The organism is Plantibacter sp. AC185, assembly GCF_979258065.1.
This window is the reverse complement of the sequence record NZ_OZ409831.1, coordinates 3,697,314-3,714,119: the sequence shown is the minus strand read 5'-3', so window position 1 is coordinate 3,714,119 and position 16,806 is coordinate 3,697,314. Positions and strand designations below refer to the sequence as shown.

The window sequence follows — 16,806 nt, the reverse complement described above, 5'->3', positions numbered from 1 at the left end:
GGTGGCGAGGACCCAGCGACGGCTGCTGCTGCGCACGACGCGTCTCTTCGGACTCGCGGGGTGCGTCACGGCCGCGATGATCCTCAGCGTCCCGGGCGTCGTCTCGGGAGGTCGGTACACCGTCCTCCTCGTCCTCGTCGCCGCCCTCGCGCTCACCCACGTGGCCGCCGAGCAGTACGACGGCCGTCGGTGGGTGGTCCTGGTGTTCCTGGTCGGTGTCGGGGTCGTCATCGTGATCGGTCTGTCCGACGGGAACACCGGCCAGGTCGGCTCCGCCAGCGCGATCGCCGCGATCACCTCCCTCGGCATGGGCGCCGTCGCGGCCCGACTCGTGCCGCTCCGGCGCACCTGGCCGCTGCTCCTGACCGCGTTCGTCGTGACGGCGGTCACGATCATCGTCGTCACCGGGCCCACCGCGCTCACGATCCCGACCATCGGCCTGACCGCGGTCGTGTGGATCGCGATCGGCGCCTTCGGCGGGTGGCTCGACACGAGCATCCCCCGACTCATCCGTCGGGTCGACACCATCGGCAGCGCCTACAACGCGGAGCGGCTCGCGAGTCAGGCCGAGTCGCAACGACGACAGGACGCACGACTCCTGCACGACACCGCGCTCGCGACCCTCACCATGCTCGCCCACTCCGGACGAGGCGTCGATGCCGCCGCCCTCCGCTCGCAGGCCGGGAACGACGCGCATCTGCTCCGCAGCCTCCGCCTCGGCGAGGAGCTCAGCCCCGTCTCCTCCGGCTCGTACATCCTGCAGCGCGGTGCCGACTTCACCCTCGACGAGGGCATCGAGGCCGTGACGGACCGGTTCGCCGGGCTCGGCCTCACGGTCAACGTCTACGGCGGTGGACAGGCGAACCTCGACCCACGTGTGCGGGAAGCGTTCCTCCTCGCGCTCGGGGAGTGCCTGGAGAACGTCCGGCGTCACTCCGGCGTCGACTCGGCCGACGTCACGGTCTCGATCGACGAGCTGACCGCCCGACTCCTCATCACCGACACCGGCACCGGGTTCGATCCGTCGGCCGTGCCGGACGGCCACCTCGGCGTCGCGGAATCGGTCGTCGCGCGCATCCAGGAGGTCGGTGGACAGGCGCGCGTCTTCTCCGCCCCGGGGGCCGGGACGACCGTCATCCTGGAGGTCCCGCAAGCATGAGTGTCGACGCCCTCGTTGAGGCCACCGGGCCGACCCGGCGCTACCGCCATCGGCGCGCCATCGACCGGCAGCGCTCGTCACTCGGAACGACACAGCTCGGCATCGGACTGTCGGTGTCCGGCCTCATCCTCGTCGTCTACGCCGCGATCCGATTCGTCGGATCGGTCCACCACTATCCGCGACCACTGCTCAGCGTCGTCGCCTGGCTGCTGCTCACCGCGGCGATCGCGTCGACCTTCCTCCTGCTCCGCCGTTCCGCGTTCCACCTCTCGGACCGGCTGTTCGTCGCGCTCCTGATCCAGCTGGTGGTGGTCGCCGCACTCGACCTCGCGAGCGTCTGGAGTCGCGACGCCGTAGGGGTCTATCCGACGGCGGCAGCGGCGGTCGGCGGCGTCCTGCTCGCGGTCGTCACCCTCCGCCCGGTCCGCGACATCGCCGCCGCGACCGTGGTGCTCGGGCTGATGCTCGTGGGGTCGATCCTCACCGTCACGCGGACCCAGACCGCGACGCTCGGAGCCGAGTTGCTCTTCGCCGCGGTCGCCGTCGTCCCGCCGCTCATCGCCTGCGCGATCGTCTCCCAGTACCGGCGGATCGTCCGTCTCGAACTCGACCGGGTCATGGTCGCCTCCACGGTCGCGAGCGTCCGTGACGCACTCGGGTTCTTCGACTCGGAGGAACTCGTCACCCTCGACCTCGAAGCGGAGGAACTGTTCGTCGGTGTCGCCGACGGCTCGGTCGACCTCCCGCTCAGCCCCGAGCTCGCCGTGCGCGCCTCCCGCCTCGCGACCGAGCTCCGGCGTCATCTCATGTCCGAGGGCAAGGAGTCCTGGCTCGAGCACGCGTTCCAGGAGTCGTCCGTGCTGTCGGACCGCGCGACCCTGCGCGACCCCGAGCGACTCGCGACGTATCTCGCAACGGATCAGCGGGATGGCCTGCTCTCTGCAGTATGGTTGCTCCTCGGGGAAGCAGATGCGCAGAGTGCCAGAGCTGTGCTGACGCTCGGACCGGTCGACCGCTCCGAACGACCGGGCCGATCTGGTGCGCTCGTCATCCCGATCGTCCTCGAAGCGGTCGGAGTGCAACGCGCCAAGGTGGATCCCGCGGTGTGGGAAGCGCTCGGACGAGTGGGCAGCTCCACGGACACGTACCAGAAATCCCGGATCAGGATCGAGATCGACAGCACCGTCGACAATCCTGCTGCGGGCCAGCGGAAAGGGGAACGTCAATGACGTCACAGGAGTCTCGCATCAGGGTCGGCATCGTCGATGACCACCGGATGCTGCTCGGCGCGCTCACCGAATGGATCAGGAGCGTCGCCGACGACATCGAACTCGTCGTCGTGACCCCGTCCTGGCCGGAACTGCTGACGCACCCCGCCTTCCCCGTCGACGTCCTGCTGCTCGACGTCGACCTCAAGGACAACGTGCCGGTCGCCGTCAAGCTCGCGACGCTGAAGACCACCGGCGTCACGACCGTGCTCATGAGCACCTACAGCGACCCGGCGGTCGTCCGCGAGGCGCTGGCCGCCGGCGCCCTGGGCTACCTCGCGAAGAGCGAGGACGCCGAGACCATCGTGCACGCCCTCCGTGCGGCGTCACGCGGTGAGTCCTACATCTCCCCCGAACTCGACCTCGCACTCGCGAGCGGCGCCTCCGGCACCGGCCCCCGCCTCAGCGCGCAGGAGCGACGTGTCATGGCACTGTACGCCGCCGGTGAGCCCGTGAAGATGGTCGCCGAGAGCCTCGGCATCTCCGACGAGACCGCGAAGAGCTACCTCAAGCGCATCCGCGAGAAGTACCGCAACGCCGGCATCGACGTCGGTACCAAGGTCGCCCTGCGCAAGCGGGCAATCCTCGACGGCATCATCGTCGACTAGCAGCGCGGTGCGCCGACGCGAGCGCGCGGGTATCGGTTCCAGCGCGGTGCGCTGACGCGAGACCGCATTGTTCGGCGTGAGCGCTACCCGGAGACGTCGGCGCGCATCTCCGGAGACCCGCGCTCACGCGTGCGGGGTGCGCTCGTGCGAGCGCACCGCGCTGGCACCCCACCCCACGGGCCGGGACGGGCGCCGGGTATCGGTCAGACGGGGATCGGTGCCGTCGGCGGATTGCGGTCCGCGATCCTGCGCTCCTCGGCGTCGTTCGCCCGCAGGAGTTCGCGCCGGAGCTGCCGTCGTTCGACCGTGAAGCTCGTGATGACGATCCCGAGGCCGATCACGGTCAGCACCACGCCGGTCCAGACCGGGGCGAGGTAGCCGAGTCCACCGGCGATGACCACACCGCCGAGGAACGCCCCGAGCGCGTTGCCGATGTTGAGCGCCGAGTGGTTGAGCGCGGCGGCGAGCGACTGGCTGTCACCCGCGACGTCCATGAGCCTCGTCTGGATCGCCGGACCGAGGCCCTGCGACGCGAAGCCGACCGCGAAGACGAAGAGGAACATGGTCGGGGTCCACGTCGCGGTGAGTGCCAAGGCGGTCAGGACCACGATCATGAGCGCGAAGAAGACGATCAGGGCCCGCTTCACCCCGCGGTCCGCGAGATGCCCGCCGACCAGGTTGCCGATCGTCATGCCGACCCCCATGGTCGCGAGCGCCCACGGGACGAGTGTCGCCGACTCCCCCGCGACCTCGGTCACGAGGGGCGCGAGATAGCTGTAGACGGCGAAGAGCCCGCCGAACCCGATGGACCCGAACCCGAGCACGAACCACACCTGGCCGCGACGGAAGACACGGAGCTCCCGACGCATCGTCTGCTGCGGGTTGCCCGCCTGCACCGGCACGGCGAACCAGATGGTCACGGTCGCGAGCGCGAAGATGCCGGTGACGATGAGGTAGGCGGAGCGCCACCCGAACTCCTGGCCCACCCAGGTCGCGAACGGCACGCCCACGACGTTCGCGATCGTCAGCCCGGTCATGACGAGCGCGACGCCCTTGCCGCGCTTCCCGGGCCCCATGAGACTCGCGGCGACGAGGGCGGCCATGCCGAAGTAGGCGCCGTGCGGCAGCGCCGCGACGAACCGTGCGAGGAGGACAAGGCCGAAGCTCGGCAGGAGCGCAGACGCGAGCGTGCCGACGGTGAACGCGACGCCCAGCCAGAGGAGGACGGTCTTACGCCGGTATCGCGCGACGAGCGCGGCGATCGTCGGCGCACCGACGACGACGCCGAGCGCGTACGCCGTGATCAACCAGGCGGCCTGCGCGTTCGCCTGCTCCTGGCTGCGCGCGGCCAGCTCGGGCAGGAGGTCGGTCGCGATGTTCGGCAGCAGACCCATCGCCACGAACTCGGTCGTGCCGATGCCGAACGCCCCGACGGCGAGCGCGAGGATGGCAAGACGAACACGGGTCGGCGACAGCTGCGTCGACCCGTCCAGGATGGTGGGCATGGATCGAGTGTACGGGAATCCTCGAATCGATTCGAGTCCCCCGGACGGCGAAACCGGACGACCGCTGCCCGATGGGCTCAGCCGTCGTTCTCGAGCGCGGCGTCGAGGCGGTCGAGCTTGGCGGTCAGCTCACCCGTGTAGCCGGGACGGATGTCGGCCTTGAGGACGAGTGAGACCCGGCTACCGTAGGCGCCGACCGCCTCGGTGGCGTCCTTGATGACCGCGAACACCTCGTCCCACTCCCCCTCGATGGTCGTGAACATGGAGTCGGTCCGGTTGGGCAGGCCGGACTCTCGGACGATCCGCACGGCGGCGGCGACCGCGTCGTGGACGGAACCGTCCGAGTTGCCGGTGCCGCTGGGGGCGACGGAGAAGGCGACGAGCATGGTCACTCCTTGTGGGTTCGAGCGGGGACGGGGATGGACGCCGAGGAGACGTCCTCGTCATGGTGGGACGGGGTGAACAGTGCGTGGACGGCCCAGCCTGCGAGGACCAGGTAGGCGAGGTTGCGGACCGTCAGCACCGTCACGAGGACCGGGTCGACGTTGAGCAACCAGAGGTACAGGTAGGGGTAGACGAGCTGCGTGAGCGCGGCGATCATCAGCGCGAGCACGGCCGGCGCGAGGAAGCGCCGACGCTGCAGGACGATCCCGAGGATCACCGGTGCCGCCAACCACATCGCGAACTGCGGTGACCCGACCTTGTTGAAGATGATGAGCGTGAGGACGAAGAGGAGCGACAACGGCGCGAGCACCTGCACGAGGGGGCGTCCGGACCGCACCGCGAGCACCCCGAGGAGCACCGCACCGGCGACGGCGAGGCCGAGGAGCGGCGTCATGACGGCGATCGCCGTGTCGACGCCCGGGCCCGTCACCTGGAAGGTCAGGATGTCGCGGTCGTAGTAGACGAAGCTCTGCGGGACACCCAGGACGGCGAGCCACAGGTAGGCGTTGCCGATGGGCGACTCGATCTGGAGACCACGTCCGGTCTGCTCCGTCACGAAGCTGACGGCGTTCGCACCGCCGAGCACGAGGCCGACCCCGAGGACCACGACCGACGTCGCCGCCGCCGCGACCAGGACCTGACCGCGATGGCGGTGCGCCAGGACGATCGCGCCGATCAGCGCCGCCGGCCAGATCTTCATCCAGGCGGCGAGCGTCAGGAGGACGGCGGCGACCCGCGGGCGGCCGGCGACCCAGAGGAGCCCGACGATCGCGATGGGGACGGTCACGGAGTCGATCCGGGCGAGCGCGATCGGTCCGAGCAGGAGGAGGAACGCGAGCCACCACCATGCCGCGATCAGCCGTGGGCGAGAGTGGCCGTTGCCGAGGAGGACCGCGAACGCCCCGGCGTTCATCGCGGTCACCAGCAGGAGCCAGCCGACGCCGTACCAGGCACTGCCGAGCAGCAGCGGGATCAGCATCGGCACGATCGCGAGGATCGGATAGACCCAGGGCTGGTCGATGGCGGGGATCGGGCCACCGGACGTCGCCTGTTCGACCCACGGCCGGTACACGAGGACGACGTCGCCGAGCGGGAGGCCCTCCGCCACGAGGCACAGCCACCCGACGAGGAGGTGCACGAGGCCGAACCCGCACCAGAGGAGCCAACGCCGCATCACGTGGACCATCCTAGGCTCGTGCCGCCGATGGGACCGGTCCGCCACTCGCTCGACGCCCGAGTGGGTCGGCTCCGCGAGCCTGCTGATCAGTACCCGCTGAAGGCGTCGGTGCGGACGTGTCCGACGCCGATCCCGCGCAGGGCGGGCTTCAGGGCCTCGATCATCGCGGGCGGACCGGAGATGAAGACCTCCCGCTCGGCAAGGTCGGGGACGGCCTCGGCGAGGCGCTCGTGGTCGAGGCGCCCGGGTCCGAGGCCACGCCAGCCGTCCGGCAGCCGGACGTCGTCCGTCGGTCCCACGACGAGCACCGGTGTCCCCCAGGTCTCGAGCTCGGCCGCGTAGGCGAGCTCCTGCGGGTCGGACACGACGTAGACGAGGACGACGTCACGCTGGTCGGCACGGAGGTGCAGCCGGGAGAGCTGGCTGACGAACGGGGTGATCCCGATCCCCGCGGCGATGAGCAGGATCGGCTTGCTCGTGTCCTTCGGCAGGACGAAGTCGCCCCACACGCCGGTCGCCGAAAGGCTCGCGCCGACGGGCAGCGCGTTCAGCGCCCGCTTGAAGCTACTGGCCCGCTCGGGCACACGCATGGCCACGCGGATCGTACGGTCGTCGTCGGGCGGCGAGGAGATGCTGAAGACGCGCCTCGAACCGCGGACGTCGGCCCCACGGTGCGGCAACGACAGCTCGAGGTACTGGCCGGCCGCGAACGGGATCGACCGCTTCGAGCTGAACTGGTACTCGACCGCCGTCGGGGTGAGCGCGCGGGTGCCTTCGAGCGTCAGTCGCATCCCCCGACGACGGGCGACGGCGAACGCGAGCACGTTGCCCACGATGAGCGCGAGCTCGGGGGTCGACGCCACCTGGCCGAGCATGAACGGGATGGAGAACAGCACCGCGACGATCGCCGCCTCGGCGAGCTGCTGCCAGCGCCGCGGTGGAAGCGTGAGCGGCTCGGTGAGCATGAACGCTGCGAGGAAGAGGATCGGGTACGACGTGAGCGGAGCCAGCAGTGCCGGTCCCAGCTCTTGACCGCCGGTGACGAGCCGGACGGTGACGAGCGCCCAGGAGAGCACGATGAAGACGAGTGCCATCGTGAGTCGCTTCGTCCGGATGAGGACGAGTCCGCCGAGGATGACGACACCGGGCAGCAGCCACGGGTTGGCGACCCACCAGACCGACGGTGACACGCCGGGGAGGGTGACGTAGCTCGCCAGCACGCTCATCACGAGTGCGGCGATGGCCGCCGGGTTGAGGACGTGTCGGCCTCGGATCGCGAGCAGGTACTTCGACGCCGAGGCGACCGTGGCGGCGAGGGCGATCCAGGCCAGCGCGGTGGGCTCGCTCGTCGGCCACAGGATGAAGAACAGCAGGAGGGAGGTGATGACGGACGACTCGCTGTGCGGCTGCACCTGGAACAGCGCACCGAACAGGCGGTTCGTCAGGTAGCCGACGACGAGCAGCGTGGCCAGGGTGGCGAGGAGCTCGAGCGGCTTGTAGAACACCTGCCCGAAGAGCGACAGCACGAAGGCGTAGATCGCGAGGGTGCCGAGTGACAGTGTCACGAGGCGGTACATGGTGACCCGCCCGAGGACGGTGCCGAAGAAGGAGCCGGTGCGGCCGTTCATGTGCGGTCTGCTTTCTGGGAGATGGTGCCGTCCGGGCTCAGGCCCTGTGGCGCGTGACTCAGGTGAAGAGTTCGCCGGGGAACCCGACGGACCGGTCGGTGAGACCGGTCGTGAACATACGGACGCTCTCGAAAATGAACGCCTCCGCCAGGGTCTCGTGATCGGTGAAGAACAGCGCGGTGGCCAGTCCGTCGGCGACCATCGCGTCCGGGGCGGTGACCCAGGTCGCCGCGATGGTCCTCGTCGGTTCACCGGTCCGGCCGTCGATGACATGGTGGAGCCCGTCGCCCCAGGCACGACGATTGGTCGCGGAGGCGCACAGGGCTCCGTCGTCGACCGTCGCGACCCCGATGGCCTTGCTGGGATCGTACGGATGCTCGAGCGCGATGCGGAGCGGGTCCGCCACGCGGGACCCGTGCTCGTGACGCAGGTCGCCCGAGGCGTCGACCGTGAAGGACTCGTGGCCGTGGCTGCGGAGGAGGTCCGCGACGAGGTCCACGAGCCGCCCCTTGCCGGCCGCGCCGATGTCGATCACGAGCGGACGGCTCGTCTCGAGCACCTCGCCGTCCCATCGGGCCACGTCGTCCCAGTGCGGGGCGGCGACCGCCGGGCCCTGGGGGACGAGCGAGTAGGAGGCGTCGTAGCCGAGCCGTTCGAGCGAGGTGCCGATGAACGGCGTCACGGCTCCGGCGGTGGCATCGTGCAGACGCCGGTACGTGTCGAGCAGCGCGACCGCATCCTCGCGCGTATCATCGGGGAAGGCGGTCGAGACCGGGCCGGCGGCGAACCGCGCGATGAACGCGTCGTCCCGGAACCTCGACCAGGTCCGGTCGAACCGGTCGATGCACGCGGCGACGGCCTCTGCGGTCTCGGGCTCGAGCGGCAGAGCCGTGTCGAGCTCCCATCCGGTGCCGATCGCCTCGAAGCGCAGTGTCGTCTCGCTCATCGTCGGTCCGGCCCCGCGGCTCAGCCCTTCGCTTCGGTCTTGATCGTGTCGATGGCCGAGTTGAAACCGCCGCTCGTGAGCGAGGAACCGGCGACCTTGGAGACCTTGAGGCTGTCGATGTCCTTGCCGACCACCTCGGCGGCGATCCCGGAGATGAACTCCGCCTGGTAGCGCTTGCTGTTCGCGCTCTCGGCGTGCGAGACGACGTCGACCGCCGTGACCTTGTCCTCGGCGAGTGTGACGGTCACCGTGATCGACTCGGTGCCGTTCGGCGACTGGTAGCTGCCGTCCGCGGTGTAGGAGCCGTCCTGGTAGTCGGTGGAGCCGGAGCCCGCCGCGGCGTCGGTGGAGGTGGTCGCCTCCGGCGCCGCCGTGCTCTTCGTCTCGGGCGACGTGGTCGTGGTCGAACTGCCGGCGTCGGCCGCCGAGCAACCGGCCAGGCTGCCGACGAGGGTGAGGCCGGTCAGGGCCGCGAAGGTCGTCTTCTTCGCCGCCACGGACAGGCGTGGCGTGCGGACGGGAGGCTGGGTGGTGGTGGGGTTGCGCATCGTTCAATCTCCTCGGGCGATGTGTGTGCCGCGGTGCGGCGGCCGCCGCGGCGAGGTCTCTGCCGCGGTGGCACCAGTGTCCTGAGCTTCCCTATGGGCGAGCTATGAGCGTTCTGGGAGTTGTCCTTCGTCCACCGATGAACGATCGTTCAGCGGAGGAGACCACCGACGACGCCGCGCACCGCTTCGGCCACGTCGAGCGCGGCCAGCGGGCCCTCGGCTGCCGCGGCGTCCCCGGCGGCCGCGTGCAGCAGCACCCCGCTGGCGGCCACGCTCGCCAGGCAGCCGGGGTCGGCGAGCACGCGCTCGGCGTTCGTGGCGACGAGCGCCCCGATGATCCCGGCCAGGGCGTCGCCCGTGCCGGCGGTCGCGAGCCAGGGCGATCCGCCGGAGACCGTGATGGCGTCGCCGTCAGGCGCGACCACGTGGGTCGTGCCGCCTTTCAGCACCACGACGATGCCGAGGCGGGCGGCGACGTCGGCCGCGTACGACACCGGGTCGGCACGGATGGCCTCGACCTCGGCCGGGCTCCCCAGGCCGCTCAACATGGTCGCCAGTTCACCGACGTGGGGTGTGGCCACGATGCGCCACGACTCGTCGACACCGAACGCCCGCTGGTGGGCACCTGCGGCGACGCGACGGAGTGAACCGGCATCGGCGACGACCGGCTCGCCCCCGTGCAGGGCGGCGTCGAGCAGGGAGCTCTCCTCGCGGGTCAGCTTGCCGGGGTCCATGCCGGAGCCGATGAGCCACGCCTGCACGCGCCCCTCCGCCGTCACGATCTCGGGGCGGCGCTGCAGCACGAGGTTCGCCGGTCGGTCCGCGCCGAGGTAACGGACCATGCCGACGCCGGTGCGGATCGCCGCCTCGACACCGATGACGGCGGCACCCGGGTAGCGGTCGGACCCGGTCACGACGCCGAGGACACCCCGGGAGTACTTGTCCGATTCGGCGTCGGGCACGGCGATCCAGTCGCGTGCGTCGGCAGGGGTCCAGAGTCGCGGTTCGGCCATGCCATCACCCTAGGCCAGTCGTCGCGGCGGACTGACGCTGAGCCGTCGATCGTCGGTCATCCCGGAGACGGGAATCCGAGCGCGCGCCGGGACGTTGAGCCGGGTGGCGACGCCCGTCGCCCAGAGACCCGAGGAGTTCCGTGCCCCAGCTGTTCGATCCGATCACCATCCGCGACCTCACCATCCCCAACCGCCTGTGGATCGCCCCGATGTGCCAGTACAGCGTCGCCGCCCAGGACGGCGTCCCCACCGACTGGCACCTCATGCACCTCGGCCAGTTCGCGGCGGGCGGCTTCGGCCTCGTCATCTCCGAGGCGGCGGCGATCAGCCCCGAGGGTCGGATCTCGCCCCAGGACGCAGGCATTTGGAACGACGAACAGCGCGAGGCCTGGCGACGGATCACCGCGTTCATCACCGAGCAGGGTTCCGTCCCCGGCATCCAGCTCGCGCACGCCGGCCGGAAGGCCTCCACGTTCGCCCCCTGGGGCACCGACGGACACGGCAGTGTGCCGATCGAGGAGGGTGGCTGGTCGACGGTCGCTCCATCGCCCGAGGCCTTCCCGGGCTACGCGGTTCCGGAGGCCCTCGACGACGAGGGGATCGACCGCGTCGTCGACGACTTCCGCGCGGCGGCCGTCCGGTCGGTCGACGCCGGCTTCCAGGTGATCGAACTCCACGCGGCGCACGGCTACCTGCTGCACCAGTTCCTCTCACCACTCGTCAACCACCGCGAGGACGGCTACGGCGGCTCGCTCGAGAACCGGGCCAAGCTCCTCCTGCGGGTCGTCGAAGCGGTTCGCGGGGTCCTCCCGGCCGGTCTCCCGTTGTTCGTCCGGTTCTCGGCCACGGACTGGGTGGACGACGGATGGGATGAACATCAGACCGCGACCGTCGCCGCCTGGTGCGCCGAGCGCGGGGCCGACTTCTTCGACATCTCCACCGGTGGAGCCGTCGGCGGCGTCCGCATCCCGCTCTCCCCCGGGTACCAGGTCCCGTTCGCGGCGCACATCGGGTCGACGGGTGTCGACACGAGCGCCGTCGGGCTCATCACCGACGCCCAGCAGGCCGCGGCCATCGTCGCCGACGGGCAGGCGGAGGCGGTCATGGTCGCCCGCGAGGCGCTCCGTGATCCGCACTTCGCGTTGCGCGCCGCGACCGAGCTCGGCGTGGAGGTCGCCTGGCCGGGCCAGTACGAGCGGGCCAAGCCGCGCGCCTGAGCGCGACCCCGACACGACGACGGCCCGCACGCGATCGCGTGCGGGCCGTCGTCGTGTCAGCGCTCAGGCGTCCGATCAGCGACGCCGGGTGGCGTCCTGGACCTCGCCGACGAGTTCCTCGATGATGTCCTCGAGGAAGAGGACCCCGGTGGTGGCGCCCGCTTCGTCGAACACCCGGGCGACGTGCGCTCCCGAGCGGCGCATCGTGGTCAGCGCGTCTTCGACGTCCGAATCCTCGAACACCGACACGAGCTGCCTGATGTGCTTCGCGGGCACCGGCCGCTCCTCGTCGCCACTGCCGTCGAGGTCGTCGTACCGCAGCACGTCCTTCAGGTGCAGGTAGCCGATCGGCACCGACTCGTCGTCGACGATCACGTACCGCGAGTAGCCGTACTTGGCGACGGCGCGCTCGACGTCCGAGGGGGTGGCCTCCTCCGTGAGCGTGATGAGGCTCCCGAGCGGCAGGGCCACGTCGTGGACCTTCTTCTCGGTGAACTCGAACGCCGCCACGAGCGCACCCGTCGAGTCGGTGAGCACACCCTCGCGGGTGGACTGGTCGACGATGGTCGCCACCTCGTCCAGCGTGAACGCACTCGCGGCCTCGTTCTTCGGCTCCACCCGGAACAGGCGGAGGACGGCGTTCGCGGTCGCGTTGAGGGACACGATGATCGGACGGAAGACGCGCGCCACGAAGACGAGCGGCGGAGCGAGCAGCAGGACCGCGCGATCCGGGATCGAGAAGGAGAGGTTCTTCGGGACCATCTCGCCGAAGACCACGTGGAGGTAGGAGACGAGCAGCAGCGCGATGATGAACGCCACCGTGCCGATGGTCTCCTCGGGCCAGCCGGTGAGCGCCAACGGCACCTCCAGCAGGTGGTGGATCGCCGGCTCGGAGACGTTCAGGATGAGCAGCGAGCAGACGGTGATGCCCAACTGACTCGTCGCCAACATGAGCGTGGCGTGTTCCATGGCCCACAGCGCGGTCTTGGCGCTCCGGCTCCCCTGCTCGGCGAGGGGTTCGATCTGCGACCGACGCGCGGAGATGACCGCGAACTCGGCACCGACGAAGAAGGCGTTCGCGAGCAGCAGCACCACGAGCCAGGCGATTCCTGCCCAGTCGCTCATACGTCACCACCGTCCTCCGACACGACGGGTCTCGGGGTGAATCGGATCCGATCGATCCGTCGGCCGTCGAGTCGCTCGACGCGGAGCGTGCCGTCCTCGAGCTCGAGCTCGTCGCCCGAGACCGCGAGTCGTCCGAGCTCGCTCATGACGTAGCCCGCGACCGTCTCGTACGGGCCGTCCTCGGGAACGCGCACGCCGGCTCGCTCGAGGAGCTCGTCGGGACGGAGGCTGCCCGGGAAGGTCGTGGAGTCGCGTCCGCGGACCACTCCGGCACGCGAACGGTCGTGCTCGTCGGCGACCTCGCCCACGAGTTCCTCGACGAGGTCCTCGAGGGTGGTCACGCCGGCGGTGCCGCCGTACTCGTCGACCACGACGGCCATCTGGTATCCGCGTCCGCGCAGCTGCGAGAGCAGCACGTCCAGCTTCATCGTCTCGGGGACGCGCAGGGCCGGCGACTGCAGGGCCGAGACGGGCACCTCGCCGCGTCGGTCGCGCGGGACCGCGATGGCCTGCTTGACATGCACGACACCGGTGATGTCGTCGACGTCGGCATCGGTGACCGGGAAGCGCGAGTGGCCGGTCGACCTCGCGAGGGCGAGCACCGCCTGGGCGGGTTCGCCACGCTGGATCGACGCGATGCGCGGCCTGGGCGTCATGACGTCCGACGCATCGTGGCTCGAGAAGCGGAGGGTGCGGTTGAGCAGGGTCGCGGTGTCGGCCTCGAGTGTGCCCTCGAGCGCCGATCGACGCACGAGCGACGACAGCTCCTCGGCCGTCCGGGCTCCGGACAGCTCCTCCTTGGGCTCGATGCCCATCGACCGCAGCAAGCCGTTGGCGCTGCCGTTGAGGACGACGATGGCGGGCTTGAACACCCAGGTGAAGGCCGTCTGGAACGGCACGACGAACTTGGCCGTCTGTCGGGGCAACGCGAGCGCGAAGTTCTTCGGGACGAGCTCGCCGATGATCATGCTGAGCAGCGTGGCGAGGGTGATCGCGACGATCGTCGCAACGACGGCGACGACGCCCTCGGGGATCCCGATGGAGCCGAGCGGACCGGCGAGCATCGACGACAGCGCCGGCTCCATGGTGTAACCGGTGAGGAGGGTGGTCAGGGTGATCCCGAGCTGCGCGCTCGACAGGTGCGTCGAGGTGATCTTGAGTGCTGCGATCGTCATCGTCAGGCGGGTCTCGCCGCGGTCGCGGCGGGCCTCGAGATCGGCGCGGTCGAGGTTCACGAGCGCGAACTCGGATGCGACGAAGAAGCCCGTCCCGATGGTCAGTACGAGGCCGACGCCGAGCATGATCCACTCAGACATGACGATCCCGTCCGTGCTGAGCGGGCGATGCCGGAGTGGGGGTACCGTCGCCCGGCTGGGCGGTCGTCTCCCGTGATCGGGTCAGCACGGGGCTGGGATGGTGGCCGGGGGATCTGTCTGAAGGAGGGTCGTCCATTGTGCGGACGAGTCTATCGGACATCCGCGGCTGTGGACCCCGGATTTCCGGGGTTCTTCTCAGCCTCTGCGAGACGCCGGCGCTCCTCGGCCGCGCGACGCTTCCGACGCCGCACGAGGAGGAACCGCACGCCGATGCACGCCGCGGCGAGCGCCGGGACCCCGCCCGAGACGATCATGCCCACGTGCGCCCCGGCGACCTCGACGAGCCAGCCCATGAGCGGGCCGCCGATCGACTGCCCGCCGAGCAGCACGAGGATGTACAGCGACATCACACGGCCACGGATCGCCATGTTGGACGACAGTTGGACGAGGGAGTTCGCCGCTGTGATGAAGAGGAGGTTCGCGACCCCGCCCGCGACGAGCAAGAGGGCGAACGGGAGGAGCACGGGCATCGCCCCGGCGGCCGCCTGCAGGACGCCGACCGCCGCCGCCGCGACGATCACGATGCGCAGGTCCACACCCCCACGCCTCGTCGACGCGAGCGCCCCGGTGAGCGCGCCGACGGCGACGAGGGCGTTGAGGAACCCGTAGCCGCTCGCGCCGATGTCGAAGACGTCCGACGCGTAGGCGGCGAGCAGGACCGGCAGGTTGAAGGCGAACACCGACATGAACGCGACCATGATGACCGTCCACCGGATGGCCGGCTTCCGCATGGCGTATCCGAGTCCCTCCTTGAGCTGGCCCTTCGCCTTCGCGACGACCGGGGTCGGGACGAGTTCCGAGACACGCATGAGCGCCAGGGTGAGCACGACGCCGGAGCAGGCGAGCGCGTTGATCGCGAAGGACCACCCGGAACCGACGGCGGTGATGAGGACACCGCCGACGGCCGGACCGACGAGCTGGCCGAGCTGGAAGACGGCGGAGTTGAGGCTGATGGCGTTCCGCAGCCTCGCCGGCCCAACGAGCTCGTTCACGAACACCTGTCGCGCCGGGTTGTCGACGACGGTGACGAGGCCGAGCATGAAGGCGATGACGTAGATGTGCCACACCTCGACCGCGCCGCTGAGCGTCAGGATCGACAGCGCGACCGCGAGGACGGCGGCGAGCGACTGCGTGATCATGAGCAGCACGCGCTTGGAGTAGCGGTCCGCGATCACCCCGCCGAGCAGTCCGAACAGCAGCATGGGCGCGAACTGCATCGCGACCGTGATCCCGACGGCGGCGACGCTGCCGGAGAGCTCGAGGACGAGCCAGTCCTGCGCGATGCGCTGCATCCCGATCGCGGTCGTCGCGACGATGTGTCCGATCGTGAAGAGTCGGAAGTTCGGGACGCGGAGCGAGGAGAAGGTGTCCCGCCAGGCGGGGCGCTCCCCCACGATCGGCATGGGGGCGGTGGGCGGCGGCGGAGCGACGGCGGTGTCGGAGGGAGGGGTCACGGAGAGAGCCAGCGTTTCGTATGTCGAGTGCGTGTCGTATGGGTGGAGCCGCGGAGGCCGTCGGCTCCCATCCACGCTATTGCCGACGCGGCCATTTCCGAGCAGGATGATCCCTATCAGTCCTATTCGATTCCCGAATGATCGGCTCACGCATGTTCGACCCCGCACTGCTGCGCACCTTCCTTGCCGTCGCCGAGACGAAGAACTTCACGCGCGCTGCCGCGCAGCTCGGGTTGAGCCAGCCGACGGTCAGTCAGCAGATCCGACGGCTCGAGGAGGCCGCCGGCCGGTGGCTCGTCGTCCGGGACACGAGGGCGGTCCGCCTGACCGACAACGGTGACGCGATGGCCGGGTTCGCGCGGACCATCCTCGCTGCACACGCCTCGGCGGAGAGCTACTTCACCGGCTCGGCGATGAGCGGTCGCCTCCGCTTCGGGGCCGCCGACGACCTCGCGATGACCCAGCTCCCCCGGATCCTGCGGCACTTCCGTCAGGGGCACCCGCAGCTGAACCTCGAACTCACCGTGAACCAGAGCGGGCCGCTCTACCGTCGGCTGAAGGCGGGCGCCCTCGACCTCATCTTCATCAAGATGCACCCCGGCCAGAACGAGGGCAAGCTCGTACGGACCGACTCGATGGTCTGGGTCGGTCTCGAGAAGACCACGATCGAGCCGGGCCAGCCCGTCCCCCTCATCGCCTACCAGGATCCGAGTCTCTCCCGGCAGCTGGCGATCGACGCCCTGGAAGCCGCCGGGCGCACCTGGCGGATCACCTGCAGCACCCGGGAGGTGAACGGCGTCCTCGCAGCGGTGCGGGCCGGGCTCGGCGTGGCGGTCTTCCCGCGCAGCCTGATCCCGAGCGACCTCGTCATGCTGAGCAACCGGCTGGAACTCCCGACCCTGGGCGGCGTCGACTTCACCCTGCTCGCGAACCCGTTGGCGGCGGCCGGCCCGGTGGAGGCGCTCTCCTCGGCCATCATGGACCGGTCGCTCGCCTGAGCGAGCACGCGGCGGTCAGGCGTCGACGGACTCCGACGCCTCGGCGAACGGCGCCGGGATGAGGTAGGTCTCGCGGACCTCGGCCGATTCGTGCGGGCCGCTGCCGTCCGGCGCGGTGAAGGGTTCGTCGAACTCGACGATCCACGTCGTCAGCTGTTCGGTCCACACCGAGACGAACGCCGCGGCACGCTGGCGGCCGGGTGCGACGATGACCCCGGAGGCACGCTCCCCCGTCGAGGGATCGGACGCCGGGTCCACGAGCACGAGGACCTGCATGCCGACACCGAACCCGTGCGTCCCACCGTTCACCACCATGGGCCCATCATCCCACCGCGGTCGT

16 protein-coding genes are annotated in these 16,806 nt (G+C 70.2%); 5 read left to right on the top strand and 11 right to left on the bottom strand.

What is annotated here, in order from left to right; translation table 11 throughout:
- Position 1: 1 nt before the first annotated feature.
- Genes ACZZZB_RS17300 through ACZZZB_RS17290 form a run of 3 tightly spaced genes read left to right on the top strand, consistent with a single transcriptional unit; the run spans position 2 to position 3,035 of the window.
- Positions 2-1,159, top strand: a complete 1,158-nt coding sequence (locus tag ACZZZB_RS17300) for a sensor histidine kinase (RefSeq protein WP_463530351.1) — start codon at positions 2-4, stop codon at positions 1,157-1,159.
- A complete protein-coding gene (locus tag ACZZZB_RS17295; RefSeq protein WP_463530350.1) occupies positions 1,156-2,388 on the top strand; it encodes a hypothetical protein in 1,233 nt (410 codons plus the stop codon). Before ACZZZB_RS17300 ends, ACZZZB_RS17295 begins: the two co-directional genes overlap by 4 nt.
- On the top strand, positions 2,385-3,035 hold the full coding sequence (locus ACZZZB_RS17290; protein ID WP_056012577.1) for a response regulator transcription factor: 651 nt from the start codon (positions 2,385-2,387) through the stop codon (positions 3,033-3,035). The genes ACZZZB_RS17295 and ACZZZB_RS17290 overlap by 4 nt, the downstream gene beginning before the upstream one ends.
- Positions 3,036-3,238: 203 nt before the next feature.
- Here ACZZZB_RS17290 and ACZZZB_RS17285 read toward each other — a convergent pair whose 3' ends face one another.
- From ACZZZB_RS17285 to ACZZZB_RS17255, 7 genes are all read right to left on the bottom strand, one after another.
- Positions 3,239-4,540, bottom strand: coding sequence for an MFS transporter (locus ACZZZB_RS17285; RefSeq protein ID WP_191941432.1), 1,302 nt, complete (start codon positions 4,538-4,540; stop codon positions 3,239-3,241).
- A 77-nt stretch (positions 4,541-4,617) separates the two neighbouring features.
- Positions 4,618-4,926, bottom strand: coding sequence for a thiamine-binding protein (locus ACZZZB_RS17280; protein WP_064295260.1), 309 nt, complete (start codon positions 4,924-4,926; stop codon positions 4,618-4,620).
- Positions 4,927-4,928: 2 nt separating this feature from the next.
- Positions 4,929-6,158, bottom strand: coding sequence for a glycosyltransferase 87 family protein (locus ACZZZB_RS17275; protein ID WP_463530349.1), 1,230 nt, complete (start codon positions 6,156-6,158; stop codon positions 4,929-4,931).
- 89 nt (positions 6,159-6,247) lie between these two features.
- Positions 6,248-7,789, bottom strand: coding sequence for an FAD-dependent oxidoreductase (locus tag ACZZZB_RS17270; RefSeq protein WP_463530348.1), 1,542 nt, complete (start codon positions 7,787-7,789; stop codon positions 6,248-6,250).
- Between the two features lie 58 nt (positions 7,790-7,847).
- Entirely contained in the window at positions 7,848-8,735 is an 888-nt protein-coding gene (locus tag ACZZZB_RS17265; protein ID WP_463530347.1) for an FAD:protein FMN transferase, read from the bottom strand.
- Between the two features lie 20 nt (positions 8,736-8,755).
- Positions 8,756-9,283, bottom strand: coding sequence for an FMN-binding protein (locus tag ACZZZB_RS17260; protein ID WP_191941435.1), 528 nt, complete (start codon positions 9,281-9,283; stop codon positions 8,756-8,758).
- A gap of 149 nt (positions 9,284-9,432) precedes the next feature.
- Complete coding sequence (locus ACZZZB_RS17255; RefSeq protein ID WP_137243331.1) at positions 9,433-10,296, bottom strand: ADP-dependent NAD(P)H-hydrate dehydratase; 864 nt, start codon at positions 10,294-10,296, stop codon at positions 9,433-9,435.
- A gap of 140 nt (positions 10,297-10,436) precedes the next feature.
- Here ACZZZB_RS17255 and ACZZZB_RS17250 point away from each other — a divergent pair, with 140 nt between their 5' ends.
- Positions 10,437-11,513: an NADH:flavin oxidoreductase/NADH oxidase gene (locus ACZZZB_RS17250; RefSeq protein WP_202939727.1), complete on the top strand. Its 1,077-nt coding sequence runs from the start codon at positions 10,437-10,439 to the stop codon at positions 11,511-11,513.
- 75 nt (positions 11,514-11,588) lie between these two features.
- Here ACZZZB_RS17250 and ACZZZB_RS17245 read toward each other — a convergent pair whose 3' ends face one another.
- From ACZZZB_RS17245 to ACZZZB_RS17235, 3 genes are all read right to left on the bottom strand, one after another.
- Entirely contained in the window at positions 11,589-12,638 is a 1,050-nt protein-coding gene (locus tag ACZZZB_RS17245) for a hemolysin family protein (protein WP_064295254.1), read from the bottom strand.
- The gene (locus tag ACZZZB_RS17240) at positions 12,635-13,954 is read right to left on the bottom strand and encodes a hemolysin family protein (RefSeq protein ID WP_137243333.1); all 1,320 of its coding nucleotides are present in this window, start codon (positions 13,952-13,954) and stop codon (positions 12,635-12,637) included. Before ACZZZB_RS17240 ends, ACZZZB_RS17245 begins: the two co-directional genes overlap by 4 nt.
- Positions 13,955-14,103: 149 nt before the next feature.
- A complete protein-coding gene (locus ACZZZB_RS17235; RefSeq protein ID WP_085513339.1) occupies positions 14,104-15,417 on the bottom strand; it encodes an MFS transporter in 1,314 nt (437 codons plus the stop codon).
- A 203-nt stretch (positions 15,418-15,620) separates the two neighbouring features.
- On the opposite strand from ACZZZB_RS17235, the gene ACZZZB_RS17230 reads away from it, so the two are divergent.
- Entirely contained in the window at positions 15,621-16,466 is an 846-nt protein-coding gene (locus ACZZZB_RS17230; protein ID WP_079003972.1) for a LysR substrate-binding domain-containing protein, read from the top strand.
- Positions 16,467-16,481: 15 nt separating this feature from the next.
- Here the strand turns inward: ACZZZB_RS17230 and ACZZZB_RS17225 are convergent, their stop codons facing one another.
- Positions 16,482-16,781 carry a hypothetical protein gene (locus tag ACZZZB_RS17225; protein ID WP_194645532.1) on the bottom strand — a complete coding sequence of 100 codons (300 nt, stop codon included), beginning with the start codon at positions 16,779-16,781 and terminating at the stop codon, positions 16,482-16,484.
- Between the last annotated feature and the right edge of the window lie 25 nt (positions 16,782-16,806).

What these genes read in the sequence shown, in the direction of transcription:
- ACZZZB_RS17295 (WP_463530350.1), top strand. Translation starts at nt 1,156, where the DNA reads ATGAGTGTCGACGCCCTCGTTGAGGCCACCGGGCCGACCCGGCGCTAC.
- ACZZZB_RS17290 (WP_056012577.1), top strand. Translation starts at nt 2,385, where the DNA reads ATGACGTCACAGGAGTCTCGCATCAGGGTCGGCATCGTCGATGACCAC.
- ACZZZB_RS17285 (WP_191941432.1), bottom strand. Translation starts at nt 4,540, where the DNA reads ATGCCCACCATCCTGGACGGGTCGACGCAGCTGTCGCCGACCCGTGTT.
- ACZZZB_RS17280 (WP_064295260.1), bottom strand. Translation starts at nt 4,926, where the DNA reads ATGCTCGTCGCCTTCTCCGTCGCCCCCAGCGGCACCGGCAACTCGGAC.
- ACZZZB_RS17275 (WP_463530349.1), bottom strand. Translation starts at nt 6,158, where the DNA reads ATGCGGCGTTGGCTCCTCTGGTGCGGGTTCGGCCTCGTGCACCTCCTC.
- ACZZZB_RS17270 (WP_463530348.1), bottom strand. Translation starts at nt 7,789, where the DNA reads ATGAACGGCCGCACCGGCTCCTTCTTCGGCACCGTCCTCGGGCGGGTC.
- ACZZZB_RS17265 (WP_463530347.1), bottom strand. Translation starts at nt 8,735, where the DNA reads ATGAGCGAGACGACACTGCGCTTCGAGGCGATCGGCACCGGATGGGAG.
- ACZZZB_RS17260 (WP_191941435.1), bottom strand. Translation starts at nt 9,283, where the DNA reads ATGCGCAACCCCACCACCACCCAGCCTCCCGTCCGCACGCCACGCCTG.
- ACZZZB_RS17255 (WP_137243331.1), bottom strand. Translation starts at nt 10,296, where the DNA reads ATGGCCGAACCGCGACTCTGGACCCCTGCCGACGCACGCGACTGGATC.
- ACZZZB_RS17245 (WP_064295254.1), bottom strand. Translation starts at nt 12,638, where the DNA reads ATGAGCGACTGGGCAGGAATCGCCTGGCTCGTGGTGCTGCTGCTCGCG.
- ACZZZB_RS17240 (WP_137243333.1), bottom strand. Translation starts at nt 13,954, where the DNA reads ATGTCTGAGTGGATCATGCTCGGCGTCGGCCTCGTACTGACCATCGGG.
- ACZZZB_RS17235 (WP_085513339.1), bottom strand. Translation starts at nt 15,417, where the DNA reads ATGCCGATCGTGGGGGAGCGCCCCGCCTGGCGGGACACCTTCTCCTCG.
- ACZZZB_RS17230 (WP_079003972.1), top strand. Translation starts at nt 15,621, where the DNA reads ATGTTCGACCCCGCACTGCTGCGCACCTTCCTTGCCGTCGCCGAGACG.
- ACZZZB_RS17225 (WP_194645532.1), bottom strand. Translation starts at nt 16,781, where the DNA reads ATGGTGGTGAACGGTGGGACGCACGGGTTCGGTGTCGGCATGCAGGTC.